This window comes from Corynebacterium sp. HMSC073B01 (genome assembly GCF_001838255.1).
Lineage (GTDB): Bacteria > Actinomycetota > Actinomycetes > Mycobacteriales > Mycobacteriaceae > Corynebacterium > Corynebacterium jeikeium_D.
This window is the reverse complement of the sequence record NZ_KV836159.1, coordinates 62,794-88,469: the sequence shown is the minus strand read 5'-3', so window position 1 is coordinate 88,469 and position 25,676 is coordinate 62,794. Positions and strand designations below refer to the sequence as shown.

Annotated in this window: 23 protein-coding genes and 1 pseudogene; 9 read left to right on the top strand and 15 right to left on the bottom strand. The window is 59.2% G+C overall.

What is annotated here, in order from left to right; genetic code table 11:
- Positions 1-29 precede the first annotated feature (29 nt).
- The 4 genes from HMPREF2849_RS06220 to glpX form a co-directional block, all read right to left on the bottom strand.
- On the bottom strand, positions 30-629 hold the full coding sequence (locus HMPREF2849_RS06220; RefSeq protein WP_246815087.1) for a TetR/AcrR family transcriptional regulator: 600 nt from the start codon (positions 627-629) through the stop codon (positions 30-32).
- A 288-nt stretch (positions 630-917) separates the two neighbouring features.
- A complete protein-coding gene (locus tag HMPREF2849_RS06215) occupies positions 918-2,213 on the bottom strand; it encodes a TIGR01777 family oxidoreductase (protein WP_240593391.1) in 1,296 nt (431 codons plus the stop codon).
- A 227-nt stretch (positions 2,214-2,440) separates the two neighbouring features.
- The gene (locus HMPREF2849_RS06210) at positions 2,441-3,841 is read right to left on the bottom strand and encodes a class II fumarate hydratase (protein ID WP_016423173.1); all 1,401 of its coding nucleotides are present in this window, start codon (positions 3,839-3,841) and stop codon (positions 2,441-2,443) included.
- A gap of 163 nt (positions 3,842-4,004) precedes the next feature.
- On the bottom strand, positions 4,005-5,030 hold the full coding sequence (gene glpX / locus HMPREF2849_RS06205) for a class II fructose-bisphosphatase (RefSeq protein WP_005510610.1): 1,026 nt from the start codon (positions 5,028-5,030) through the stop codon (positions 4,005-4,007).
- Between the two features lie 370 nt (positions 5,031-5,400).
- Here glpX and HMPREF2849_RS06200 point away from each other — a divergent pair, with 370 nt between their 5' ends.
- The gene (locus HMPREF2849_RS06200; RefSeq protein WP_005510716.1) at positions 5,401-6,030 is read left to right on the top strand and encodes a DUF4245 domain-containing protein; all 630 of its coding nucleotides are present in this window, start codon (positions 5,401-5,403) and stop codon (positions 6,028-6,030) included.
- 118 nt (positions 6,031-6,148) lie between these two features.
- Here HMPREF2849_RS06200 and HMPREF2849_RS06195 read toward each other — a convergent pair whose 3' ends face one another.
- The 4 genes from HMPREF2849_RS06195 to HMPREF2849_RS06180 all read right to left on the bottom strand — a co-directional run bounded on the left by HMPREF2849_RS06195 (position 6,149) and on the right by HMPREF2849_RS06180 (position 10,628).
- On the bottom strand, positions 6,149-6,439 hold the full coding sequence (locus HMPREF2849_RS06195) for an exodeoxyribonuclease VII small subunit (protein WP_005510689.1): 291 nt from the start codon (positions 6,437-6,439) through the stop codon (positions 6,149-6,151).
- A gap of 61 nt (positions 6,440-6,500) precedes the next feature.
- Complete coding sequence (xseA, locus tag HMPREF2849_RS06190; RefSeq protein ID WP_070862745.1) at positions 6,501-7,736, bottom strand: exodeoxyribonuclease VII large subunit; 1,236 nt, start codon at positions 7,734-7,736, stop codon at positions 6,501-6,503.
- A 107-nt stretch (positions 7,737-7,843) separates the two neighbouring features.
- Positions 7,844-8,998 carry a DUF6542 domain-containing protein gene (locus tag HMPREF2849_RS06185; RefSeq protein WP_049181634.1) on the bottom strand — a complete coding sequence of 385 codons (1,155 nt, stop codon included), beginning with the start codon at positions 8,996-8,998 and terminating at the stop codon, positions 7,844-7,846.
- A 79-nt stretch (positions 8,999-9,077) separates the two neighbouring features.
- The gene (locus HMPREF2849_RS06180; protein WP_070605729.1) at positions 9,078-10,628 is read right to left on the bottom strand and encodes an AI-2E family transporter; all 1,551 of its coding nucleotides are present in this window, start codon (positions 10,626-10,628) and stop codon (positions 9,078-9,080) included.
- 94 nt (positions 10,629-10,722) lie between these two features.
- Here HMPREF2849_RS06180 and ychF point away from each other — a divergent pair, with 94 nt between their 5' ends.
- The 3 genes from ychF (at position 10,723) to HMPREF2849_RS06165 (ending at position 15,464) form a co-directional block, all read left to right on the top strand.
- On the top strand, positions 10,723-11,802 hold the full coding sequence (gene ychF, locus HMPREF2849_RS06175) for a redox-regulated ATPase YchF (RefSeq protein WP_042389448.1): 1,080 nt from the start codon (positions 10,723-10,725) through the stop codon (positions 11,800-11,802).
- Between the two features lie 123 nt (positions 11,803-11,925).
- The gene (locus tag HMPREF2849_RS06170) at positions 11,926-12,900 is read left to right on the top strand and encodes an NAD-dependent epimerase/dehydratase family protein (protein WP_070605728.1); all 975 of its coding nucleotides are present in this window, start codon (positions 11,926-11,928) and stop codon (positions 12,898-12,900) included.
- A gap of 617 nt (positions 12,901-13,517) precedes the next feature.
- Positions 13,518-15,464 (top strand): hypothetical protein, encoded by a 1,947-nt coding sequence (locus tag HMPREF2849_RS06165; protein WP_016423165.1) that lies wholly within the window; start codon positions 13,518-13,520, stop codon positions 15,462-15,464.
- Positions 15,465-15,740: 276 nt separating this feature from the next.
- On the opposite strand, the gene HMPREF2849_RS11570 is transcribed toward HMPREF2849_RS06165, so the two are convergent.
- Both HMPREF2849_RS11570 and HMPREF2849_RS11565 read right to left on the bottom strand, forming a co-directional pair.
- Positions 15,741-16,004, bottom strand: a complete 264-nt coding sequence (locus HMPREF2849_RS11570; protein WP_197737674.1) for a hypothetical protein — start codon at positions 16,002-16,004, stop codon at positions 15,741-15,743.
- A gap of 160 nt (positions 16,005-16,164) precedes the next feature.
- Positions 16,165-16,320, bottom strand: a pseudogene (locus tag HMPREF2849_RS11565) (hypothetical protein); the annotation flags it as partial.
- A gap of 1 nt (position 16,321) precedes the next feature.
- Between HMPREF2849_RS11565 and HMPREF2849_RS06155 the strand changes: the two are divergent.
- From HMPREF2849_RS06155 to erm, 5 genes are all read left to right on the top strand, one after another.
- The gene (locus tag HMPREF2849_RS06155; protein ID WP_016423163.1) at positions 16,322-17,803 is read left to right on the top strand and encodes an ApeA N-terminal domain 1-containing protein; all 1,482 of its coding nucleotides are present in this window, start codon (positions 16,322-16,324) and stop codon (positions 17,801-17,803) included.
- Between the two features lie 274 nt (positions 17,804-18,077).
- A complete protein-coding gene (locus HMPREF2849_RS06150; protein WP_042389445.1) occupies positions 18,078-18,407 on the top strand; it encodes a nucleotidyltransferase family protein in 330 nt (109 codons plus the stop codon).
- Entirely contained in the window at positions 18,328-18,582 is a 255-nt protein-coding gene (locus HMPREF2849_RS11470; protein ID WP_081636726.1) for a HepT-like ribonuclease domain-containing protein, read from the top strand. The genes HMPREF2849_RS06150 and HMPREF2849_RS11470 overlap by 80 nt, the downstream gene beginning before the upstream one ends.
- Before the next feature lie 197 nt (positions 18,583-18,779).
- Positions 18,780-19,013 carry a recombinase family protein gene (locus HMPREF2849_RS06140; protein ID WP_224784272.1) on the top strand — a complete coding sequence of 78 codons (234 nt, stop codon included), beginning with the start codon at positions 18,780-18,782 and terminating at the stop codon, positions 19,011-19,013.
- 349 nt (positions 19,014-19,362) lie between these two features.
- Positions 19,363-20,217, top strand: a complete 855-nt coding sequence (gene erm / locus HMPREF2849_RS06135; RefSeq protein ID WP_070517629.1) for a 23S ribosomal RNA methyltransferase Erm — start codon at positions 19,363-19,365, stop codon at positions 20,215-20,217.
- A gap of 70 nt (positions 20,218-20,287) precedes the next feature.
- On the opposite strand, the gene HMPREF2849_RS11345 is transcribed toward erm, so the two are convergent.
- The 5 genes from HMPREF2849_RS11345 to HMPREF2849_RS06110 all read right to left on the bottom strand — a co-directional run bounded on the left by HMPREF2849_RS11345 (position 20,288) and on the right by HMPREF2849_RS06110 (position 25,539).
- Entirely contained in the window at positions 20,288-20,641 is a 354-nt protein-coding gene (locus tag HMPREF2849_RS11345) for a type IIL restriction-modification enzyme MmeI (protein WP_016423158.1), read from the bottom strand.
- Between the two features lie 642 nt (positions 20,642-21,283).
- A complete protein-coding gene (locus tag HMPREF2849_RS06125; protein WP_016423157.1) occupies positions 21,284-23,176 on the bottom strand; it encodes a heavy metal translocating P-type ATPase in 1,893 nt (630 codons plus the stop codon).
- Positions 23,173-23,532 (bottom strand): Cd(II)/Pb(II)-sensing metalloregulatory transcriptional regulator CmtR, encoded by a 360-nt coding sequence (locus tag HMPREF2849_RS06120; RefSeq protein ID WP_005530797.1) that lies wholly within the window; start codon positions 23,530-23,532, stop codon positions 23,173-23,175. Before HMPREF2849_RS06120 ends, HMPREF2849_RS06125 begins: the two co-directional genes overlap by 4 nt.
- 82 nt (positions 23,533-23,614) lie before the next feature.
- Positions 23,615-24,682 (bottom strand): LLM class flavin-dependent oxidoreductase, encoded by a 1,068-nt coding sequence (locus tag HMPREF2849_RS06115; RefSeq protein ID WP_016423156.1) that lies wholly within the window; start codon positions 24,680-24,682, stop codon positions 23,615-23,617.
- A gap of 314 nt (positions 24,683-24,996) precedes the next feature.
- Positions 24,997-25,539: a DUF488 domain-containing protein gene (locus HMPREF2849_RS06110; RefSeq protein WP_042389435.1), complete on the bottom strand. Its 543-nt coding sequence runs from the start codon at positions 25,537-25,539 to the stop codon at positions 24,997-24,999.
- Between the last annotated feature and the right edge of the window lie 137 nt (positions 25,540-25,676).

The window sequence follows — 25,676 nt, the reverse complement described above, 5'->3', positions numbered from 1 at the left end:
AGCACAGGCCCACAATTAGGAGACACGCCCTAGCTGTCACTATTCCTCCTCCAGAAATTTTTAACGACGTCGGCGGCGTCGTGAAGCGGTGTATCTGTTGTGAATTCGTCCCGATGAGCCGATGAGTACAGCACGCATTCGCGGACGAAACCGACCGACAGTGCTACCTCGTGCCCGACGGGCAGCTCGGGGTGCGTGCGCGACTGTGGATTCATCTCGAAATAGCGCTCAAAGGCAGAACGGACGCGGCGCATTGAGTTGCCAAAATTCGAAATGACAACCGTCGATAGCTTTGGCTCATTGCGCAAAATCTCGCGGATACGCTCCTTGAGCAGACGGTGAAACTCTTCGGTTGCCCCCAGCTCTTTATATCGGAGTAGCTGGGATTGCTGCTTTTTCTCGATGAAATCGAGCATGTCCGCGATGGGGTCTTGGTGAATTTGGGCGAGGAATACCTCTTCATCGTCAGCATCGAATGACATGATGCCGTTGCCGAAGATGGCTTGATCCTTGGAGTCGAAGTAATTGAAGAATGTGCGTCGACTGATATTGACCCGCTGACAGATGTCTTCGATGTTGACTTGGTCGTATCCGCGATCCAATACAAGGGCGGTCGCGGCATCGGCCAAAGCGCAGTGTGTTTGAAACCTTTTGAGCTCCCGGAGACCGCACTCGGGGTGTTGGCCCGGGTCCAATCTGTGATAGGTATTCTCATCAATTTGCACGAGGTGCAAAGTTACACCGAGTGCAATGTGATGGCAAGTTGATGAGTCAACAGGTGTTTGAGTACCTATGCAGAGAGCATCTTTGGGTTGTTCAGGATGCCGTGGACTCAGGCGCAGGGGTCGGGTTGTTGATAGTCGCAACGCGCCATTCAATTACACAACCTTCGTGTTTTGTGTAGGCACGGTGGAAGGCTACGTCTCCTTCAATAGCTCGTGGCGCAGGGCGTCGTTAAGCGAAGTGAAGCGGAACCTGTGCCCCGCCTTTTGCAGCGCTGCTGCCTCTACTCTCTGATTCGCGAGAGCCAACTCCGCAGCACCGCGTTTGCCCAGCAGTACTGCAGGCCCCAGTGAAGGAATCGGAACCGCCGTCGGGCGGTGCAAGACCTCTCCCAATACCCTCGTGAACTCCGCATTATTCACTCCGGAAGCCAGTGGCACCACCGCATTGACAGGTCCGGCAAGTGCGGAATCTGCCAACGACCGGTGATAGATGTCCAACAGGTCGTCCAAAGCAATCCACGGGAACCACTGCTCGCCCGACCCCAATCTTCCTCCAAGTCCGGTGAACACCACGCCCGCTAGTAGCGGCAAGAGTCCGCCGCCACCAGCAAGCACGAGACCAGTACGGACGTTTACGACCCGCTTGCCTGCATCGCGAGCGGGATCCCATGCATTTTCCCAATCGCGCACGATAGCCGAGAGACTGTCCGCGGCGGCGCTGCCGTCGTAACGCTGCGCTTCCGCGCCAGGGCCAGCGTCCTCGGTGAGCACCTCTGGGCCACGATCCGCACCGTAGAACCCCACCGCCGACGCTCCAACCGCGACCTTCACGCTGTCAGTAGATGCAACGAGCTTTGCCAGAGCTCGCGTTGGTTCGACACGGGAATGGCGAACCTTTCGAAGATGCGCCTCCGTGAAGCGCCCCGCAATCGGTGCGCCGGCCAGATGGATGACCGCGTCGACTCCCTCCAGCAAGTCAGCTGCGGGTGCCGCAGTATCCCAATATCGCTTGTCCACACCCGTCTGTTCACGTGAGCGCACCAGCAAAATCACCTCATGTCCGGCCGTGGTCAGTAGCGCGCGCAGCTGCGTTCCGACGGTCCCCGTAGCTCCACTGATCGCCACTGTCAGCGGCTCCGGCACATGCCCCAAATACTCCGAAAGCCTATCGACGGCCGCAAGGTCGCCAGCAACCTTCGTAGCACGGTAGGCGAACATCGAATCCAACCCGGGTACCGGAACCTTGGTGTCAACGGTGTCCTCTAAAACCGTGCCAGCGCTGCCGTCGTCAAGCGGAGTATCGGAGAGAACGTGGGTGTGCTTCCACCCCGTGATGCGGCGAAAGGGCTCGCTGGTGACTTCGTCAATGAATCTCTGGCCGGGGAGGAAACCGGCCGGGTCGTGACGTGCAATCCATTTGAGGCCAGCCGGCATGGAGAATACGGTCGTGCCGTCGGCGAGGTTGGCGGATTCGGATTTCGGTGACATCGGGAGAAGCCCCGGTGTTAGGCGGGTGACAGCGCCTGGGCGGGAGAACCACTCGGCGACGCAACGGCGAGGAAATGCGATGGTGTGGCGATAGGTGGGAATAGTTAGTCACTCTCTGAAACTTGTCCGACGTTAAGGAAAAATAGTAGACCCCGAAGTCTTTCAGCGAAGTGAGACTACGGGGTCTTATGCGTAAGGTGCTCTCACACCTTCGAGTTCAGAAAGAACTAGTCACGATCAGTGTTGGCCATTGCCAGCACGTCGAGGCGCTTGTCCAGCTCTTCCTCGGTCAGCTTCTCGCCGTCGACGAAGCCCATGTCGATAACAGTCTGACGGATGGTCTTACCTTCCTTCAGAGCAGTCTTAGCGACCTTAGCTGCGTTCTCGTAGCCGATGGCGGAGTTCAGCGGGGTCACAATCGACGGGGAGGACTCAGCCAGAGTCTTCATACGCTCAACGTTCGGCTCGATGCCGTCCACCAGCTTCTCGGCGAAGACGCGTGCGGTGTTCGCCAGCAGCTTAGCGGACTCCAGCACGTTACGTGCCATGACCGGGATGAAGACGTTCAGCTCGAATGCGCCGTTAGCGCCAGCAAACTCAACAGCGGTGTCGTTGCCCAGAACCTGCGCTGCGACCTGGGTGGCAGTCTCACACAGAACCGGGTTGACCTTACCCGGCATGATGGAGGAACCCGGCTGCAGATCCGGCAGGTGAATCTCAGCAAGGCCGGTCAGCGGGCCGGAGCCCATCCAGCGAATGTCGTTAGCGATCTTGTTCAGGGAGACTGCGACGGTGCGCATAGCGCCGGAGAATTCGACCAGGGCATCGCGGTTAGCCTGAGCCTCGAAGTGGTTCTGAGCCTCGCGCAGCTCCTTGATGCCGGTCAGTTCGACGAGCTCAGCGGTGACCTTGGCACCGAAGTCCGCCGGGGTGTTCAGGCCGGTGCCAACAGCGGTACCACCGATTGGCAGCTCGCCCAGACGCGGCAGGGTGGCCTCGATGCGCTCAATGCCAGCCTCAATCTGGCGAGCGTAACCCGAGAACTCCTGACCCAGGGTCACCGGGACAGCGTCCATCAGGTGAGTGCGGCCGGACTTAACAACGGTCTCCCATTCCTTGGCCTTCTTAGCCAGGGACTCCTGCAGAACCTTCAGTCCCGGGACGAGGTCCTTGACAGCTGCCTCGGTTGCTGCGACGTGAGTGGCAGTCGGGAAGGTGTCGTTGGAAGACTGACCCATGTTGACGTGGTCATTCGGGTGAACCTCAACGCCGTTGGCCTTTGCGATGGACGCAATGACTTCGTTGGTGTTCATGTTGGAAGAAGTGCCCGAACCGGTCTGGAAGACGTCAATCGGGAACTCAGCATCGTGCTTGCCTTCGGCAATTTCCTTGGCAGCGGCGACGATGGCATCTGCCTGCTCAGCAGACAGCAGGCCGCGCTCCTTGTTGACGATGGCGCAAGCTGCCTTCAGCAGACCCATAGCGCGAATCTGTGCAGACTCCAGCGGACGGCCGGAAATCGGGAAGTTCTCAACTGCACGCTGAGTCTGTGCGCGCCACAGGGCGTTAACCGGAACCTTAACCTCGCCCATGGTGTCGTGCTCGATGCGGAACTGCTGCTCTGTCATTCGTTGCCTCTTTCAGTTAGGGGAACTTGAGTGCGCGCAGAACGACCCCTCATTGCGCATGCAATTTTCATGCGATGCAGAACCGTTAGCGCATTCGTCTTCAAGTATGAATCAGTTTGTTAAAAAAGTGGTGCCCTGAGGGCACCACTAAAGGGGTAGTTACTTACAGATCGATGTCAGGCATCTCGCCCTTGCCGTAGTCGATGCTGGCGTACTTGCGCAGCTTCTCCAGGGAGTGGAAAGCCTCGATGCGACGAATGGTGCCGGACTTGGAGCGCATAACCAGCGAGCGGGTCCACGCGCCGTTACCGCGGTAAGCGACACCGCGCAGCATGTCACCGTTGGTGACACCAGTGGCAACGAAGTAGCAGTTGTCGGATGCGACCAGGTCATCGGTGGTCAGAACACGAGAAAGATCGTGCCCAGCGTCGAGAGCCTTCTTAATTTCGGCCTCATCGCGCGGGTGCAGTTTGCCCTGGATTTCGCCGCCCATACACTTCATGGCGCATGCGGTGATGACACCTTCTGGGGTGCCGCCGACGCCCATCATGATATCGACCGAGTTCGTGTTCTGAGCTGCGGCAACAGCGCCAGCAACGTCACCATCGCCAATCAGTCGAACCTTGGCGCCAGCTTCGCGGATGTCACGAATCATGTCAGCGTGGCGCGGGCGATCCAGCACGACAACAGTGACATCTTCCGGACGCAGCCCCTTGGCCTTAGCAACGACCTTGATGTTGTGCTCAACTGGAGCCTCGATGTCAATCTTGCCGGCAGCCTCCGGGCCAACAGCAATCTTATCCATGTAGAACACAGCCGACGGGTCGTACATGGAGCCGCGGTCTGCAGCAGCAAGAACAGCGATAGAGTTCGGGCGGCCCTCTGCCATCAGAGTCGTGCCGTCAATCGGGTCAACCGCGATGTCAACGGCCGGGCCTTGGCCGTTGCCGACCTTTTCGCCGTTGAACAGCATCGGGGCTTCGTCCTTTTCGCCCTCGCCAATAACAACGACACCGTTCATAGCCACGGTGTTGATGAGCTGACGCATGGCATCGACGGCAGCGCCGTCGCCCTTTTCCTTCTGACCACGACCGACCCACTGACCAGCTGCCAGTGCAGCGGACTCAGTAACTCGGACGAGCTCCATCGCAAGGTTGCGATCTGGTGCTTCAGGATTCGAGGCGTTCATTGACTTCTGGCCCTTCCGTGGTTTTTGAGAACTCTTTTGAGGTTTGAGAATGTGCTGGGAGACGCCACGCCAGGAAACTGGGGTTTAGCGTTGCAACAATTTCTATTGATTGATGTTTGGCGCATCAGTTTTAGCGCCTTTGCATCTGTTACTAGTGTTCCACCTTTTTGGTGTTCGGGGGTGGACGCAGCGCCAAAGTGGGGGGAGTTTCAGGGCTAAACCCCCACATCACGCGGTTATCAAAAGTTTGTTCCGGCGTCAGTTCGCTTGACGACGTCGACAGCGTCCGTCATCAAGTATTGCTAGCTGCAGCTGTGCGGGTGCGAATGATGACTAGGTTCGTTGCGGGGCCTTTGGCATACTTGAGCGCGTGGCGAATGAGAAACCTAGGATTTTGCAGGACAGTCGAGACATGATTCTCACCCTCGTGGTGATGTTTCTTGCGGTGGCTGTCACCATTGGCTTTACCGGCCTGTGCAGTTTTAACCCCGGGAAGCCGGAAAACGGTCCGGTGCACGAAGTCGATGCTGCCCCATTCGTGAACGTGGAGGCTCGGCGCGTGGACTATCCAGTTCGCCTGCCGAAGGTGCCTGAGGGCTGGACTTCAAACTCGACCCGCGCGGGTATGGCGGCGGGGAAGCAGACGACCATTATTGGCTATGTCACCGCTAGCGGAGCATTCATTCAGGTCACGCAAACAGATGCGGAAGCAGGTCAGCTGCCGGATGATGGTAAGAACCGTCTCCGGGACGGTACTACTGACGTGGAAGGTACAACCTGGACTAAGTATGAGCCGGCTGAGGACAACGTGCGTCGCGTATGGGTTGGGGACCTCGGTGACTCCCGCGCAATTATCGAGGGCACTGCCAACGACGAGGAGTTCACACAGTTGGCGGCGGCTATGCAGAAGGCCGAGCCAATCGATCCGGACGCGACAATGCCGGATTCGTCACAGCCGCAGCCGACTGCGTCCGAGATGCCGTCGGCACCAGCAAAGTAGGCCGAGTCGAGCACTCACCTGGAGTGGTAATCCCGACTAGAGCCATAAAATAGCTGAACTCAGCTATCAGCGAAGAGACGAGAAACGATATGAACCGACGATCGTTTCTCGTCTCTTTTTAGTCCTCATCGCCCACATTCTCGGCAGAAGCCGAGACATCCTGATTCTTGCTGGCCAAGGCGGCTTCAACCTTTGCCCGGGCGCCAGCCAAATGCTCCTCGCAGCGGCGGGCCAGCGCCTCGCCTCGCTCCCACAGCGCCAGGGATTCATCCAGGCTCATCTGTCCGAGTTCTAGGAGCTTGACGGTCTCGACCAGCGCATCTCGAGCCTGCTCGTAGCTCAGGTTCTCCACCGGTACCTGTTCCTCCGAAGAGGGAGCCTGACCCGCGCCGAAAACATTGTCATTCATTAGCGAATACGTCCTTCACATTTAGTAGTTAAAGCTTCAAGGTTGGAAAAGCCATTGCTTACTAATTCGCCGGCTTCGTAGCTAGCGTCGCTGCAGAGATGGAGCCGTCACTGACGCGAATTCGCAGTTGGGAACCCATCGGAGCATCTGCAATAGAGGTCACAATCTGTGGTTCCGGCTGAGTAGCCGATTGTGCCTGCACGATGGCATAGCCGCGAGCGAGTGTGGCAGAGGGGCCAAGTGCTGAAACCTTGCCGCGCAATCCCGATACCACTGCCTCCTCGCGTTCCAGACTGCGGTGGATGAGAAAACGCAGCCGATCCACTTGCGCCGTGACAAACTCTTCACGCACGCGGATGGGAGTGAGCGGATCGCGCAGTACCGGCCGCGACGTTAAATCCCTCAGAGTAGCTACTTCACGGTCAACCCATCGCCGCAGGGATGCCGAGGAGCGCTCACGCAGCTGTGCAATTAGGCGTCGTTCCTCAGCAGCATCGGGCACTGTTTTCTTTGCTGCATCCGTCGGTGTGGCAGCACGTAAATCAGCGACGTAATCCAACAGCGGAGTATCCGGCTCGTGTCCAATCGCAGAAACCACCGGTGTTGTCGCCTTACTCACCGCACGAATCAGCGCCTCATCTGAAAAGGGCAGCAAATCTTCGACGCTGCCACCGCCACGGGCGACGATGATGACATCGACCTCCGGGTCGGCGTCGAGCTGTGCCAGCGCCTCAATAATCTCCGGAACAGCCTTGGCTCCCTGCACAATTGTGTTGATTATCCGGAAATCCGCCTCAGGCCAGCGGGCACCCGCGACCGAAAGCACATCGCGTTCAGCTGCCGAACCGCGACCGGTAATCAACCCGATCTTGTTGGGGAGGTAGGGCAGAGGGCGTTTCAGCCGTGGATCAAAAAGGGCTTCCGCCGCTAGCGCTTGGCGCAGCTGTTCCAGCCGTGCCAATAGTTGCCCCAACCCCACGGGCCTCCACTCCGTAGCCCACAGGGAAAACTGCCCCCGCCCGGCATAAAACGCAGGCTTGCCCAAAACCACTACGCGGTCGCCGTTGCGCAACGGATTATTACGCAGTGCCGCAGTAGAACAAGTCACCGACACCGAAAACTCCGCGGAGGTGTCACGCAGAGTGATGTAGGAGAGCTTCCAACTCGGCTTGGAGTTGACCTGGGCGATTTCCCCCTCGACCCAAATCTGTCCAAGGCGCTCAATATAGTCCTTGACTAACTGGTTCAGGCGCCGAACCTGAACCGGTTTCTCGGCCGACGTTTCCAATTTCGACATACATCAACACTTACACGATGGGGCGGATCGCCCTGCTAATAAACGCAGGTTGCCCACAGGCTAAATTTGCCTGTGGGCAACTGTGACGGTAAAAGTGCAAGCCCGAGTTACTTGCGGTAACGAGACCTGCTATCGCGGCCGGTTATCCGCTCCTGGCGAGGGCGCTGCTGTCGCGGTGGCCACTCCTCGGTGCGGCGGTGGTTGCCCACTTGGCGTGCGGGGCTCTGTTGAGACTTTTCGGACGGAGACTCCGGCGAGGACTGTTCTCCCCACATCCGTGCCGTTCCTTCAGTTTGACGACGGGGAAACTCTGGCGTTGGCCGCTGCGGTGCGTTTGGCCTTTCAATCGGACGACGAGGCTGCTGTCTAGTCGAGTTCGGCGAAGTGGAATCCTGAGTGAACTGCGCCTGCCCCGGATGCGAGCGAGACTGCCAACGGGAGGTTGGCTGCTGAGCCCGCTGTGCGAAATTCGAGCGCTGCTGGGCACGCTCCCCAGAACGGTCAACTGGTCGCTTACGCAGTTGCTCGGCGTTGCGCGATGCCGAGTTGGCGTTCGCTGCAGGTCGGGCACCAGAACGAGAAGTCTCCTGCCGAGAGCGTGCAGCTTGCTGGCGCGCCTGGCGGCGAGCTTCGGCATCTCGGATAATGTCCGCAGCGGGACGTCGTGAAGCAGGACGTTCCTGGGTGCGAGAGGCGACCCGGCGATCAGATTCGGCGAGACGACGGCGAACCTGAGAGCTGGATTCGACAGCGGCTTCGTCACGGTGCTGGCGTTGTTTAGCGACCTTGCGCTGGGTGTTGAGGGATTTCTCCTGGGTGCGGGTGATTTCGAGGTAACGCCACACTGCGATGATGACACAGATAATCATCAAGACCAGCAGCCACGGGAACTGCTGGATGATGGGATATGCCGAGGTCACCAGGCGAGCGCGTTTAGAGGTTGTCGCGGTCGCGCCACCATTTTCAGGATCGGCGAGAGAACCGGTAAACCACGCTGTGAAAAAGGTGACAAGCGCGAACAAAATGGGGATTTGAGCGACGGTAACTACCAGACCGCGAGGAACCACCAACAGTGTTCCGGCCACAGCAGCCACGGCAAAAGCAATGAAGTAGGGCTTGCCAATCGAACCGTTGGGAACAGAAAAGAGCAAACCAATAACGCCAGCTAGAAGCATCAGCAACGGCGGCACAAACATTGGCACGCGTGGAAGCAGGGGTTTGTTTCCACTGCCTTTACGGGTTATTGCTGATCTGTTCGACACGAATGCGTATCCTACCGGTTATTAGTGATAATACGGGCAAGCCCGGTATGTGGGCTCGCCCGTGTCTTAAAATTTCGCCTTACTTCTTTTTCTTAGAGAAAGACCCGGAGACCACTTCAGAGACTTTATGGAAGGCCTTGGTCATCGTTCCCTCTTCCTGCTTGGTCGGACCAGCATCGGGGGAAACCTTACCGGCGGTGCGAGCATCTGCCTTCACGGCGCTCTCTGCAGAGCTGTCGGAGTCGTCACTGCCCAGGCGGAACGAAGCCAGTCGGTCGCGCATCGCACGGCCGGCAGCTTCAATTTGAATACCCGAGATCGATCCGGCGTCCGTGGCGAACTCGATGTCCTTTGCGGTCTTGTCGCCCGTACGCAAATCTGTGAGGTCGCCGAGGTAGCGGAACCAGACCGCGACGACTGCGGTGACTGGCACCGCCAGGAAGGCGCCGATGATGCCGAAGATACCGCCACCGAGCAGAACGACCAGCAGGACGATTGCGGCGTGCAAGTCCATAGCCTTGGCCTGCAGGATTGGGGAGAGGATGTTGCCCTCGATTTGCTGGACAGCAATGATGATGAGCAATACGAGGATTGCTGTAGTCAGGCCGTTGGCGACGAGTGCGACTACCACTGCAATGAAGCCGGCGGTGAACGCACCGACAATAGGAATGAAGCCAGCGAAGAAAGTCACCACGGCCAGAACCATTGCCAGCGGCACATTCAAAATTGCAAGACCGGCACCGATGAAGACCGCGTCGATAAGCGAAACGATAGCCTGCGTGCGGATGTAGCCCGACAGCGTGTTCCAGGAGCGGGTGAGCACCTCGGTGAGGTGCCAGCCGAGACGACGTCCGGTCAGGCGGCGGAGCCATGGCAGGAAGTCCTGGCCGTCCTTGATGAAGAAGAACGTCAGAACCAACATTGCCATCAAGGTTACGGCGGCCGAGGAGACCACCGAGATGCCTTGGAAGACTGTGTTGGCGATATCGCCGGAGCGCTCCTGAAGCCATGTGGACCCCTGGTCCAGAGCATCGAGAATCTGCTCATCCTTGACGTTAAATGGCGGGGCCTGAATGATGTTCTGGACTTCCTGAATGCCGTCGGTGAACTGGCGACGCAATTCTGGGAACTGCGACTGCACAGTCGGGGCGAGGAACGCGACAACGCCGCCAAGCACCGCCACCGCGCCTAGGATGACCGTCAGTGCGGCGAGTGCGCGGGGCCAGCGGTGTTTCATCAGGAACACGGCGGGCGGGGCCAGCACCGTGGAGACAATCAGGGCCAACAAAATCGGCAGAACGCCAGCCCAAATCTTTCCCAGAATCATAGCGCTGACGTACAGCGCCGCTGCTGTGATGAGGAAGCGCAGACACCAACCTGCGAACCACCGGGCGCCCTCGCCGATGACGTCGGCGCGGTCGATGGACTCGGAGTCGTTTTCGCTCATAAGCTCATCGAGGTTTTCAGCATCTTCCGGCAAATCCGGTTGCGTTGCCGCTGACTTATGGGCGTCGGAGGGTATAGACAGAGACTGTTCTATACGCAGAGGCTCCGATCCCATTACGTGATCGATAGCGTCTTTTTCGGACTGCGCAGTCCGCTCTTCGCCTTCATTGGGTTTATTGCTCACATATTCATTATGGGGGTTCGCAGGGGATAGGGGGCAACTTCACGAAGCTAGGGCGAGTTCAAATCTGTCTCCCCAAGCCCGTAAGATGGGCAATGTGAGTCTTACACTTGGAATCGTCGGTCTGCCCAATGTCGGAAAGTCAACCCTGTTTAACGCCTTGACACGCAACGATGTGCTGGCTGCGAATTATCCGTTCGCCACCATCGAGCCGAACGTCGGCGTTGTGGAGCTTCCCGATCCACGTTTGAATAAGCTCGCCGAAATTTACGGCTCCGAGCGTATTCTTCCGGCTACGGTGTCGTTTGTGGACATCGCCGGCATCGTCAAGGGTGCATCGGAGGGCGAAGGTCTTGGTAACAAGTTCCTCGCCAACATCCGCGAGGCTGACGCTATCTGTCAGGTCGTCCGTGTCTTCAATGATGATGACGTTGTGCATGTCGACGGCAAGGTTGACCCGGCCTCTGACATCGGTGTGATTGAAACCGAGCTTATCCTGGCTGATATCCAGACTATTGAGAAGGCGCTGCCGCGTCTGGAAAAGGAAGCCAAGAAGGATAAGGAAAAGGTCGGTGAGGTTGAAGCCGTCAAGCAGGCTCTCGCTGTGCTGGAAGAGGGACGCACTCTCTTCGCAGCTTCCGATGACGTGAAGCTCTCCGCTCTGCGCGAGCTGCACTTGCTCACCGCAAAGCCGTTCCTCTACGTCTTCAACGCTGATGAGGAAGTGCTTGCCGACGAGAACCGCCGCGCGGATCTGGCCGCTGCTGTGGAACCGGCGGACTGTGTGTTCCTCGACGCCAAGGCTGAGTCGGACCTTCTGGAGCTGGATGAGGAATCCCGCAATGAGCTCCTGGCTGAAATTGGCCAGACCGAGCCGGGTCTGCATTCGCTTGCTCGCGCTGGTTTCCGCACTCTTGGTCTGCAGACTTACCTGACCGCTGGCCCGAAGGAGTCTCGCGCCTGGACCATTCCGAAGGGTGCTACGGCTCCGCAGGCTGCCGGCGTGATTCACACTGATTTTGAGCGCGGTTTCATTAAGGCTGAAATTGTGTCCTTCAACGACTTGGTCGAGGCCGGTTCGATTGCCGAGGCGAAGGCCAAGGGCAAGGTCCGCCAGGAGGGCAAGGACTACATCATGCACGACGGTGACGTGGTCGAGTTCAAGTTCAACGTGTAGGTTAGCCGAATAAGAAGCTCTGACAGATGGTGGGGTAATCCTGCTCTGACATCTTATTCCAGCTTCGATGCGCTGGGATTAGGACTGGTCACGTGTGAGAAGGTTTCGTGTACAACTAGTGACATGAACTTTTTATTGCTCGGTGGTACCGGTTTCCTTGGAGGACACATTGCGGCGGCAGCAATCGACCGAGGACATCAAGTTACTTGCCTCGCGCGGGGTAACGGGAAGGTTCCCAACGGAGCCGAATTTGTGAGTTCAGACCGTGACCGTGACGGTGCGTACGATGAGGTTGCGGGGAAAACTTGGGACACCATTGTGGATCTGACGAGTCAGCCGAAGCATGCGCGGGATGCGGCGACGAAACTCCAGGCCAAGCATCGTATATTTGTGTCTTCGAGCAGCGTATATGAGGACCAAGGAAGTATTTCTTCCGAGTCTGATTCCGTAGTCACTCCGCTTGAAATTGACTACATGGAGAACATGGGGCAGTACCCGGCCGCAAAGTCTGCTTGCGAAACGATTTATCGCAACATAAATAGGTCGGTAATGGTAGTTCGACCCGGTCTGATCGCCGGCTACGGCGACGAAACAGGGCGCAGTGGTTACTATCCGTGGCGCTTCGCGCATCCCACGGGTGAGAACGTGATCGTCCCAGACCCGGCGTTTCCCGTCGCTATGATTGATGTGAAAGACCTTGCAGACTGGATAGTTGAGTCTGCAGAAGTTGGAACTTTCGGAACCTTTAACGCCACGGGGTTTGCTACTTCCTTGTCCGATGTGTTCAAGATTTCGCGTGAGTTAACCGCATCGGAGGCTACGGAGCGACCTTGCTCTGATGAACTGCTTCTCGCTAATGATGTAACCCCGTGGATGGGCCCAAAATCGTTGCCGTTGTGGGTACCAGGTGAACAGTTTCGCAACATCGCGCTACTCGATTGCGCCACAGCCTACGAAGCTGGCCTGCAGATTCGCCCGTTGAAAGAAACATTGGCGGATGCGCTGCGATTCGAAGAAGAACAGCAGGGGGAAAGACTCGCTGGGCTCAGCGATGAAGAGGAAGTCGTGCTTCGCCAGCGGTTAGAAGATGGTATTTAGTTTCGGCAGGAACAGTTTTAGTTGCAGTCGGGACCGTACTAAGTTGGTTTTCGTTCCGCGACTGACTGTGAGAATGAGTCCGAATCTGACTTGAGGGGAACTTCGGCGGTGCTAGCTCTTCATGACGCGGAACGATCTAGCCTGCGGAGGCTGCCTTTCCGAGCAGGAAACGCCTTGCGGCACACTTTTCGGCTTCTCGAATCGCTTGCAACTGAGTGAGGTAGCCTTCTTTCGCCACTCCGTGGAGTTCCGTTTCAATAACTAGTGAGATTCGTTGATGATTCTCGTCGAGTGTTGAGTCAGGACTAGTGCCCGGCGCTTTTGCCAGGGACCTACCCGCGTAGTTGTACATCGTCCGTCGTGCGCCGCTCCGCGGTGGGGAGGAGCCCGATGGGGCGCGGGACTATGCCCATGGAGACGTAGGTCGTGTCCGCCTCGGGGTGATGCGCCGCTAGTTCGGCTCGCTTCCACGACAGAACGAGGAGCCGGCGCAACGATCGACGTGGACGACGGCTCCGCCCAAGGGGACTGCTGCACGATCAGGCAACAACTTCAAATTCGTGCCACTAGGCGCCCCCGAACTGTATAGAGTGACGCCTACCGGGAGGGAGATTCGAGTGTCGGAAAGCGGACCAGAGAAGAGACTGAAGTTCTTCGGCCTCAGCGACTACGGAACCTTCTGGCAGGCCGACCGCCTCCTAGAGCTCGTCCGTGAATTCGATGCTACTCGTGGCGATCAAGGCATAAACGACATCGTTGAGTTGCATCATCTCGCGTTGTTCCTAGAACACAAAGTTCTCCCGAAGGACCTGGCCGAAGCAGAGCGAGACGCGCCTCTGGCGCACGTCTCCGAGATCCGGGAAGTCATCGGCAGGTTTTTCGGCAAAGTGACTGACGCCACCTTCTCAACGCTCGTTCAGGACGTTGACTTTCAGTACCGCACAGACGTCCTCGATCTCCTCGGAAAGAACAAGGTCTTCGAGCGCTGCACTGACTCGATCGTGCTTGCTGCACTTCAAGAGCAGAGTTTCCACCCGCACGATCTGCTCTCATGCCAGACACTCGTGCGTGCCTACGACCAGGAGATTCGGGCCCTGCTACTCGATGAGCCGCGCAATGCTGAGCTGCTTGCGCGGAAGTTCCTCCAGTCCGAGGGGCGGGATCCAATCCATCTTCCGAAGAGCTTTACTCCCGCGGATCAGCGTGGCCTGTTTGACCGATATCTCGATGAGGAAGAGCCCAACCTCAACTTCGTCAAGCTGATCGCATCCGCACGAGCTGACAAGAACACCGGCGTCGATGCACGACTGAAGCTAAAGGCTCGTCGCAAGGCAGATGCGCTCACGAAGAAGATGTTCGAGTCCACGGAGGGGATCAAGACCGGCTGCGAAGTGGGCATCTCGGCCGATCAGGTCGAAGAGGTCGTCCAGTCTTTGGACGGCATGGTTGGCAAGTACTCCTACAGTCGAACCTGGCTCACGGAGAACCTCGACTACCCGACTATCCTGAATAACTTTGTTCACCTGTTCCAGTTCGCCAACGACCACATGCTCCTGGAACTTCCTTCCTACGGAGCGCAACTTGGCGTCTTCGAGCGGTTCATGGGTACGCCGGGCAAGGGCGACTACCGGACGGGGGCGGTGTTCAGGCTCAAGGATCAGGCGTCCTTGCTCCAGACCTTGATGTACGAGCGCTTCCTCAGCTCCGAAGGTATAGAGCTCGAGTCGGTCATCGCTTGGTTCTTCACGGACTACCTTGAGCAGGAGTTCGGTGCCAAGGGGCTGAAGTACCGCGCCTCCAGCCCGACCGCTACCTACCTTGAGAAGAGCCGCCATCTGTTCTCAGAGATGGAGAGCGTCCTCAAGCAGTTCACGCTGCATGTCGACTACGGCGAGGTTGACCCGGAGCTGCTGACAATCACATCGGAGCAGCTTTCCTACGGCGACATCCCGAGTCAGGTTGTGGATAAGTACGCCTACGTTGCCAACAACGCGGACATCCAAGGAATTCAGCACCTGCTCTTCTCGGACCAATCCGGATTGGTGCACATCAGCAGCGATCTGGAGGCAGAGAGCTTCCTCCACTTGGTCATCGCCAATGACATCGCCTACGACCAGTTCCACGAGTACCAACAGCGCAACATCGACTTCCTGGTCGAGAAGGGCATCCTGACCGGAGATCGTGACCGAATTGCGTTTGCAAGCGCGCCACAATTGCATGTGCTCAAGGAACTCTGGGAGTACGAGGTGACGAGCTGTCTCCATCATTCGGCGGCCGGCCAGAAAGCCATTGACGAGATGGTGAGCGCCGGATGGCTGGTGCATCGATCAACGCTGCTCAGCGCCGCGGAGGTCAGCTACTTCAACTACTTCCTTAACGATAAGGAGTTCAGCAACGGACCTAGCCTGCGCAACCGCTACCTCCATGGATCACAGGCAGACGGTGACGACGACCGCGTTCACCGCCACACGTATCTAACAGCGCTCCGCCTACTCGTTGCGCTGGTCATCAAGATCAACGATGACTTCTGCCTGACGGATAACGCCGTGCTCGCGAAGGAATAGGGGCCGACCGCTGGCATGGTCGAGCCCTCTTCAGATCCCTAGTATGTGGCGTCTCAGCCGGGTTCCCTGCCGGCGTGATGGCGCGGTACCTCCTTCGTGGCGTCCTGCAGGCTGACCCACGTCGAAGGTGAGCCTGTGTCCCCTGATCAGTAGCGAGCACTGACCGTGGGGAGGGGGAGCACGTGAACCCCGTGTTCAGATGTACCTATGTGCCGGAACTCGGTGGAGTTTAGATTCAACGTGTGATCGACGGCCGATTATCGGGCACGCTGGACTTCAGTTCATCTGTGGTCGAGCGGCCCAGGCGTTGACATTGCATTGCTGCTCGGTGTGGTCGCCCGCAGCCACGACTGTTCCGTCGGCGCGCAGCCCGAGCGAGTGTCTCGCTCCGGCTGCGATCGCTGTGATGCCGGTCCATGACTGGACATCGCACTGGCCGAACTGGTTGTCGCCCGTTCCGAAGACCCTTCCGGTCTGGCTCAGCGCGAGCGTATGGACGGAGCCGGCCGCTACTGAGGTGATGCTTCTCCACGATGACACCTCGCACTGGCCTCTGCTGTCGTCGCTGACGGCGACGACGGTGCCGTCTTCGTGTAAGCCGACGGTGTGCAGGGTAGCCGGCAGAGACCCCGGACAGGTGTGTCCACCGGGCGACGTCGGTCTGCCCTCGCTGATTGTTGCCAGTTGCGAGGGCTGTGCCGTCGCGTCGAACTGCGATTGTGTGCCAGTCGCCGCATCCGATCTCAGTTGACCATGATCTCGCTGTAGATTGTCCTACGTGGGGGCATGTGGTGGAGTAAAGATTTTCGACCTGACATCTGGTCGCAAGACAGGAAGGAGCCCGGACCGGGAGCACGATGCCTAATGATCCTCTCAACCTCGACAAGGCCGGCGAGTGGGCTGGCGTGTGGTGGCTGCCGGAAGCCCCTAGCGAGAAGGTCCCGGGTGTCCTACGGTACGACCCGGAAGATGGTCTCTCTCTGTCGCTGATCGGCACCTTCGAGGATCGGATCTTGACGACGGACTCGTCTGGATGGACTGCTGTTCACGAAGGAACCCGCACCTGGGAAGTCATGCACGGTGTGGCCGAGCTCAGGGAGATCACACTGCTCGGCTGTGTTCCTAGGAGCACCAGAAGGACCATGGGTGCGCGAGTGGCGAGCCCTGATAAGCAGACCGTGACCGCGACGGTCGCCATCATCGGCGCGCATGTCAGCGGTGACGCGGATCCGGCGTTCGCTGGGGCAGAAGTCTCAGTCGAGGATCTGAGTCTCTGGGCGGCGTCTTCTGTGTTCGAAGGATCCCTCGGGGCTCCCGACGGCAAGATCGACGGGACCGGGCGTATCTCGGTGAAGCCGGTCGAGGCGCAATCGGTCGTGGTCGACGACACTGAGTATCGCCTTCAGCACACGCACACGCTTCCATTCTTCGACCAGCGCAAGGGAGGAAGCGTCGGACGTATGCGGGACACGGTGTCCATCTGCGTCGTGCCAGCCGAACCATTCTCTCTGAGTGTTGCTCTGCAGGAGGCGAGCCTGGTGCAGGACCTGATCTCCCTGGCGACGCATCGCGCGGCCGGAGTGATCTGGCTCCGACTGGAAGTTGCCGGGACCGAGTCGCACTTCCCTGATGGCCGCCCGCTGCCGCGCCGACGTGCCGATGTGCTCTACTCACCGGCCGCGCTTGGAAAACACGACGCGAAAGCCGTCGATCACCACCGAATGTTCTTCACCTGCGGCTCGATCCCATTTGAGGAGGTCATGCCCCGATGGTGCGAGGCCCATGGCCGCCTGGAGGCAGCGACAAACATGATCTTGGGCTTGTGCTACGCACCGGCCCGTTTTGTTGAGAACAATCTTCTGACGGCAGTCGGTGCTGCCGAGGTGTTGCACCGCAACCTCCGCATCGACGAGAAACCGTTCCCCAACGTGGAGTTCAGGGCGATGCGAGAGGCGATGCTGGCGCAGGTACCCGATGAGCACCGAAACAGGTTCAAGGGGGCGATCCGCAACGACCCGACCCTCCGTGATCGGCTCCATGCCCTCGCCGCGCGACCCGATCAGGAAGCGATCGCACAGCTCTTACCGGATGTCGACCCTTGGGCGAAGTGGACGACGCGCGCCCGCAATGACCTCGCGCACGAGGGCAGAACGTCCAACCATTCCATCGAGGAGCTGATCGCCGTCGTCGAGGTGACGACCGCGGTCGTAATCCTCAACCTCTTGCACGAGCTCGGGTTGCCGGCGGAGCGGCAGCGAGAGATCGTGCGGGAGCACCCGCAACTGAGGGCTACGTTCCGTACCGCTGCCGAATGGCTGGTTCCCTCACCAACCCCTTAGGTGCACTGCGATAGCCGCTACTTCGGAACCTCCGTGACGCTGCTGCCCGGTCGTTTAGTGCGAGACGCGTGTAAGCCTGCTCTATCGCTCGTTCGTTGAGTGCGTCATGGCGGGCGGGCGAGACGACCGGCTGTAAGTGGTGGCAGCGCGTCAGTGCCGCCTGGTGCGGCGGTGAGACGGGAGAATGTCGTCGGCCCTTAAGAACGCGGTGGAGTTCCGCTTCAATGTCAAAGCTCCATGTCGACGTGCTGCCGAGCCCGTTACCCCCGGAAGCATGTCTGAGACCGTCGTGACGCCCGAGACGCTTGCCCTACGCAAGATTCTCGTTGCGCGTCTTGACAAGTTCCAGGTGCTCCTCGATCGGTACGGCGCGACCAACCCGAAGTTGTTCGGGTCCGTCGCGCGCGGCACCGCGTCTGCAGGATCGGACATCGACATCCTCGTCGGGATGGACCCTGCGGAGGGACGTCTCCTGATGCGTGCGTCTGGTCTGCTCGAGGAGAGTCGCGCTCTGTTCGGGCGCGATGGCATCGACGTGTTTCCTGCCCAGTTGCTCAGGCACCCGGTATCCGCTTCGACGCTCGCCGAGGCGGTGCCGCTGTGAGTCGCAGTCCGGCGAAGCCGTGAACCATCTTCCCGATGAGATCACCGGCGCGCACCCTGAGATCGTCTGGCCTCAGATTCGGGATTTCCGCAACATCCTGGTGCACCAGTATTTCGGCGTCGACATCGACGTGGTCCGCGATATCGTCGATACTCATCTGCCTCCTCTTGCCTAGGCGCTGCGGTGCCACATCTCTGCTAACTGACGGCGCGGCTCCAAAGGTTATTCGGCTACGGAACGTGGTCGAGTTTAAGTTCAATGTTAGCTAAGGGCCTTATTAAAAGCGTTTGGCAACACGCGCTCCTATTTACCTTCGTATCTCGCGAGACGCTGACGTGGATGGCCTCACCATCGACCGGCAGCGTCAGGACTGTGAAGCCATTGCAAAGCAGCGTGGCTTGGACGTTGGACATAGGACATAACTACGTCGATCAGTCCATTTCCGCGTCAAAGAAGAATGTGGCTCGCCCCGACTACGACGCCATGGTGGCATCCTTTGAACGCGGCGAAATCGACGCGATCATCTGCTGGGACCTCGAACTACCCGCCCCACGTCGGTGGGTAGTCCGATCAGTCGGACAAAACTACTCCCGCACCACAGCGTAATAAGGGGTGCACCTTAAAAACATCCGGAGGTGGGGGTAACTCCCCCTCGTTGCCCAGAGACAAAATACGCCAGTGGCGTCTGTACGACGAGCCGAAGGTAGGACAAATTCCAATCCAGAGAGGTCTTGCACTGTTGCGGTGCGGTTGTCTTCTTTCTCACCGTATTGGACCCTGCGAAATTAATTGGATACGATAGGCCCATGTTGATTTCAGGTTCCGTTTTCATGCGGCCGCTCACCAGCCGCTAAGGCGGTTTTCTCCCTCCCGCAGGTTAGAAACCGCTCCGGTCCTTTAGCCGGGCGGCTATTTGTCATGCCCGGCTCCGTTTCAACTCCAAGGAGCACACCTGATGTCTGCATACGGATACGGCCGTCACGAGCATGGCCAAAATTTTCTCACAGACCACAAGATCATCAACTCCATCGTCGATCTTGTGAAACAAACCTCCGGCCCCATCATTGAGATCGGGCCAGGAAGCGGTGCCCTCACTCACCCGATGGCCCACTTGGGGAGGGCGATAACGGCAGTTGAGGTAGACGCAAAACTAGCTGCCAAACTCACAAAAAAGACCGCCTCGGCGGCGGTCGAAGTGGTCCATGATGATTTCCTTAACTTCCGGTTACCCGCCACTCCCTGCGTCATTGTGGGAAACATTCCCTTTCACCTCACCACTGCCATTCTTCGAAAGTTGTTGCATGCGCCGGCATGGACTGACGCTGTACTCCTCATGCAGTGGGAAGTCGCTCGCCGCCGGGCCGGGGTAGGTGCAAGCACGATGATGACGGCTCAGTGGTCCCCATGGTTCACGTTTCACCTTGGTTCCCGAGTACCAAGGTCTGCTTTCCGGCCACAGCCAAACGTTGACGGGGGGATCTTAGTGATCCGCCGGGTGGGTGACCCGAAGATTCCGATAGAGCAGCGCAAAGCCTTTCAGGCGATGGTGCACACCGTTTTCACTGCCCGGGGACGCGGGATAGGGGAAATTCTCCGAAGGGCAGGGTTGTTTTCATCACGTTCAGAGACACAATCATGGTTGCGCTCGCGAGGAATCGACCCCGCGACCCTACCTCCCAGATTGCACACCAGCGACTGGATCGATCTCTTCCAGGTGACTGGTTCCTCTCTACCTCACCATCGGCCCATTTCACCATCGGGAAGTAGTCAACGACCTCCTCAACGGAAAAATCGAGGCCGGCGGCGGTAATCCCCCCACCACCAAAACCGAAATCCACCAGTAGTAGTGAACGACCCATGTTCGTCTACCGTGAGCCGCGTTATGGCAGTGACGTGTTCTCGTCGGGCACAGTCATAGTTCCCGGCGTTGCCAGCGACAGGGTTCTACACCCAGCAGCGGGACCGATCAAAATCACCCGCACGGGGAACGACCCTGCTGGTGGTTTCGATTTTGATGAAAGCGAGGAGACATAGCCCCTCGCCAACTCCCCGTAGCTGGCGAACAGTAGCTCCTGGCGCTGGCGCTCGTTGGTGAGTTTGCGTGCCACATCGAAAGCCTTATCGACTTCCCGGTCCAAGTTGTTGTGAGCCTTGAGCAGAATTGGGTCCATCGATAACGGGTTGTAGTGCTCCGCGAGTGACCGCTGGGGGTGCCGCTCGCGTGCCCGCAGCACCAACTGTCCAGCGTCGATGATTCGCTGCTGCGCCTTCTCATCTAGTTCACACAGAGCTGGTCCGCAGTTGTAGCTCCCGATGTACTCCGAAAAACGGAAAAAAATAAATAGTGGGGATACATCAACCTTCCACTTTCCATTCTTCCGGCTCAGAGTATTGAGGGGTCTGGGACCGGGTCCGTAAACCCTTTATGTTTTTCGCGCACAGCGGTTTTTAGCGACGCACCCTATAGGTTTTCCGCAGAACTTATATGTGTTTCTGTGCACCCCATATGTTGTCTGTTTTAGCGGTATTTCGTTGTTAATTCCGCACGCGCGCATCAAATGGTTATTTATCGACGACACTCCGTCGAGTTCAAGTTCAACGTGTAACGCGAGGCGTTAATGACGTTTCGCGTTATTGGGGGTAGGTTGAAGAGCGCTGTCTCTAACTCGGGTTTTCGTTCGGCCTCGGTCCATTCCGCTACCTCGTGTGAAGAATCTGCAAGCGGTATCGAACCGTTGAACTATTAGGTTCCCCCACAGTTCCCGTGCCTGCACGCATCGAGAAGGACCAGGTGGTGAACTCGAATGACTCGCCTGGTCCAACGTGTGTGCGCTCGGCGCGTGGTTTAACCCTTATAAGACTTGCCGGTCACAGCCTCAGCGTTTCGCTCGTGCAGCCCGCAGGCCGTTCAAGATCACGATGACTTCGGCGACTTCGTGTACCAACACGACGGCGGCCAAGCCCAGTACACCGCTGATCGCCAGTGGCATCAACACGATGATGATGGCCAGAGACAGCACGATGTTTTGGTTGATGATCCTGCTGCCTCGGCGGGCGTGCTGCAGCGCCTGCGGGATCAGCCGGAGGTCGTGGCCAGTGAAGGCGACGTCAGCGGACTCGATCGCGGCGTCAGAGCCGGTTGCTCCCATCGCAATGCCCACCGTTGCGCCCGCCAGTGCCGGCGCGTCGTTGATGCCGTCGCCGATCATCGCCGTCGGCGTCTTGGAGGAGAGTTCGGCGACGATGCTTGCCTTGTCCTCCGGTCGCAGCTCGGCGCGCACGTCGTCGATTCCGGCGATTTCAGCCAGCGCCCGGGCGGTGCGAGTGTTATCGCCGGTGAGCATGCTCACTTCCACGTCGTTGTCGTGCAGGGACTGCACGGCATCGGGCACCTCGGGCCGCAACTCGTCGCGCACCCCGATCGCCCCGGCGAGAGCGTCATCGACGGTGACTAGGACGCAGGTCTGGCCTTCGGACTCCATGCGCTCAACGTCCGCCTTCAGTGGCCCGGCGTCGATCCATCGGGGGCTGCCGACCAGCACCCGTCGGCCTTCGACGGTGCCGCCGATGCCATGACCGGCTTCCTCGCTGATATCCAAGGCGGTGGGCGCTTCGGGCTCCGCTGCCACGATCGCCGCGGCGAGGGGGTGCGTCGATTGCTGCTCAACCGCCGCCGCGAAGGAAAGCACCTGCGCCCGATCGAATCCGTCTGCCGGGACCACTCCGGTAACCTCGGGCTGGTTGCGGGTAAGGGTTCCGGTCTTGTCTACCGCTAGGTGACGGATGCCGCCGAGTCGCTCGAACGCCGCGCCGGACTTGATGACTACTCCGAACTGGCTGGCCGCGCCGATCGCGGCCACGACCGTCAGCGGCACGGAGATTGCCAGCGCGCACGGCGACGCTGCGACCAGGACCACCAGCGCACGGGTGATCCAAGTCTCGGGGTCGCCCAACAGCGAGCCGATCACGCCGACCAGCACCGCCAGGATCATCACCCCGGGCACTAGGGGTTGGGCAATTCGGTCGGCGATCCGGGCGCGGTCACCCTTCTCCGCCTGCGCCTGCTCGACGAGGTCGACGAGTGTGGTCAGCGAGTTGTCCGTTCCAGCTGCGGTCGTCTCGACCTCCAGCACACCGGCGGAGTTGATCGCTCCCGCGGGTACCTCGTCGCCGGGCGCAACCTCCTCCGGAATGGATTCTCCGGTGATCGCTGAGGTGTCAAGGCTGGAGCGTCCGGACCGAATGATGCCGTCCGTGGCGATCCGCTCCCCGGGGCGTACGACCATTAGCTCGCCAACCTCAAGGTCCTTCGCAGCGACCTCGGCCGTCGTACCGTCGCGCAGCACGGTCGCGGTTTGCGGTACCAGCTTCAACAGTGCCCGCAGTCCGCCTTGGGCCCGGTCCATCGCCTTGTCTTCAAGCGCCTCGGCGATCGAGTACAGGAACGCCAGCGCCGCGGCCTCTCCGACGAAACCAAGGATCACCGCGCCGACCGCGCTGATCGTCATAAGCAAGCCAATGCCGAGCTTGCGCTTCGTGACAAGGTTCCGGATCGCTCCAGGTGCGAACGTGTAAGCGCCCAACAGCAGGCCAAGCCAATACAGTACCGTTGCGGGCGTCTCCAAGTCGGACCAGTCCAGCGCCAGTCCTGTAATGAGGGCTACGCCGGAGAAGATCGGTAGCAGTAGCTCGGGGTCCTTCCACCATGGCCGATCGAGCTCTTCGATCTCCGTGGCGGGTTCGTGTTCGCATCCACATGCTGAACTCATGCGTCCGTTCCTTTCTCGCCGCAGCCGGGCACCGAGCACTCGGTGTCGATGCAGGGGGCATTCTCGTCGACGGCCAGCGTCGCGTTGACCAGCGCTTCGAGCGCCGCCGCGAGGTGCGGATCGGCAATTTCGTAGCGGGTCTTACGGCCCTCCGGCTCAGCGACGACGATGCCACAATCGCGTAGGCAGGACAGGTGGTTCGAGACGTTCGAGCGGGTCAGATCCAAGCTTTGCGAAATCTCGGCCGGGTAGCCCGGACCGTCGAGTAGGGTCATCAGGATTCGGGAACGCGTCGGATCAGCCATGGCCCGGCCGAGCCGGTTCATGACGTCGAGGCGCGAAGCAATAGTCAGCATGTGCTGAACAATACAACGTGTGTTGAACTATTCAAAATGCACTGAACTGACGGTTCCGCGAAGGTCCTGCGACCTGCAGGAATTAGTCGATGGGATAGCCGGTAACTGGGCCTTCGTGATTCGGCTGCCAACCCAACGCGGGGGCGACATGCGTGGCGAAGTTGTCCAAGATCTTCACGTTGACGTCGACGCCCATCCCAGTGGGGATGGTGATGAGCAGGGTGTCGGCGGACATGACGGCGGCGTCGGCTTTGAGTTGCTCAATGAGTTTGTCCGGCTCGGCGGCGTAGGTGCGGCCGAAGGTGGAGGCGCCGACGTCGGGAAGCATGCCCACCTGATCGGAGCCGGAGGCCTGCATGCCGAACAACTGCATGTCCGCGCCGTCGACGATGGGGAAGACGGAGCGGGACACCGACACACGCGGCGTCCAATCGTGGCCCGCCTTCTTCCACGCGGCGCGGTAGCGGCTGATCTGATCCGCCTGGATTTCGCCCAGAGTCTCGGCGGTGGTCTCGGAGACCAGGGTGGAGGACATCAGGTTGAGCCCGTCCTTGGCGGTTTGCTCGGCAGAAGCGTGGGTGCCGGAGCCGTAGAAAATGTGCTTACGCAGCTCGGGCACCATGGGGAAGACCGGCAGGGCGGAGCCGGGTTGGAACATGTTGGGGTACTGCCGGTCTAGCGGTGCGGCGGTGGCGAATCCGTTGCCGTCCACTGCAGCCATGAACGCCTCGAGGTGGGCTCGCGCCACGTCCGCGCCGTTGGGCGCTTTACCCTTGTAGCCGAAGGCCTCCCAGCCGCGGTCAGCCACCTCTGGGGCGCCGCGCGAGACGCCCAGGGCCACGCGGCCACCGGAAATTTGGTACAGCGACGCGGCCTCTTCGGCGAGGTAGAGCGGGTTTTCATAGCGCATGTCGATGACACCGGTGCCCATCTCGATGTGTTTGGTGGTGGCCGCGACAGCACCCAGCAGCGGCATCGGGGCGGAGGCCTGCGGCACGAAGTGGTGGACTCGGAAGGACGCGTTGTTCACGCCGATTTCGTCCGCAGCCTGGGTGATCTCCAGATGAGTCTTGGCGATCTTTTCCGCAGATGGCCCGCGCTGGCCACCGAAGGCGTAATGCCCGAAGCTTAAGAATCCGAACGCTTTCATTGGATACCACTCCTTTTCATGGTGCTAACGAGAAAGTAACTTTGCAACGAGATACCGTGGACTTTAAGCTCGATGTCTAGGTCCGTGGCAAGACGGTAGATCGATTTTTCGATTCGGCGCTTTGGGGCGCTACCGGAGTCCCCGGTGGTCTTCTTAGATTGAGCGGTTCAGATTTCCTAACCTAAAGCTCGTTTGAGCGTGCTATCCGCTGGTGCGCCTCCGATACTGCTGCTCATAAGGTGGCGGGCGCTCCATGAATACAAAGCGTAGGTCAGGTCGAGGAGGATGCAGCCCCCTGGGCTCTGGTGTATGTGCTAGCCCCGCTCGGGGTAGCGCACGAGGAGATCGTTGCCGATGACTGCGCCGTCGTTGAGCGTTGCCTCGCTCACCTTCGCCCCGGCTGCACCCAGGCCCATAATGTGGCCAACCTCGTCACCGTGGGCGATGAGGTGGTCGGCGATGATACGCCGGTGGCAGCGCCACCACACCGCCTCGGAGCACATGATCGCGGTGGGAGTTTCGGCTGCGTTCGCCCGTAGCTGCGAGATCGCGTCGGAGAACTCCTCGCCCAGCGCATGGTCGGCGTAATTGTGGAAACTGCGGTTACGCCAGTTGCCGTTAACCTCAAACGGCACCGAGTGGGACACGTTGCGCCGTCCGGTTAGGCCCTCGCTTCTGCTGTAAGTGATGCCACATGTGGGAAGGTGTTCGGCAAGGTGGTCGCCGTTGAACCACGGGTACTTCCTGGACCCGGGCAGCTTGCGCACATCCACGATGGATGCCACACCGGCCGCCTTGATCATTTCAGCGAAGTCCTCGAACTCGAGGTTGGAGTGGCCCACGGTGAAAATGCGCATGTCACCAATGCTACGCGCCAAGCGATTACACTCACATCGGCTTCACGAATGAGAAGGTGACTTTGCAACGACACGTCGTGGAGTTTAAGTGCAACGTGTAAAGGTTTTTCAAGCGTCGCGCGATGGGGATGTGGACC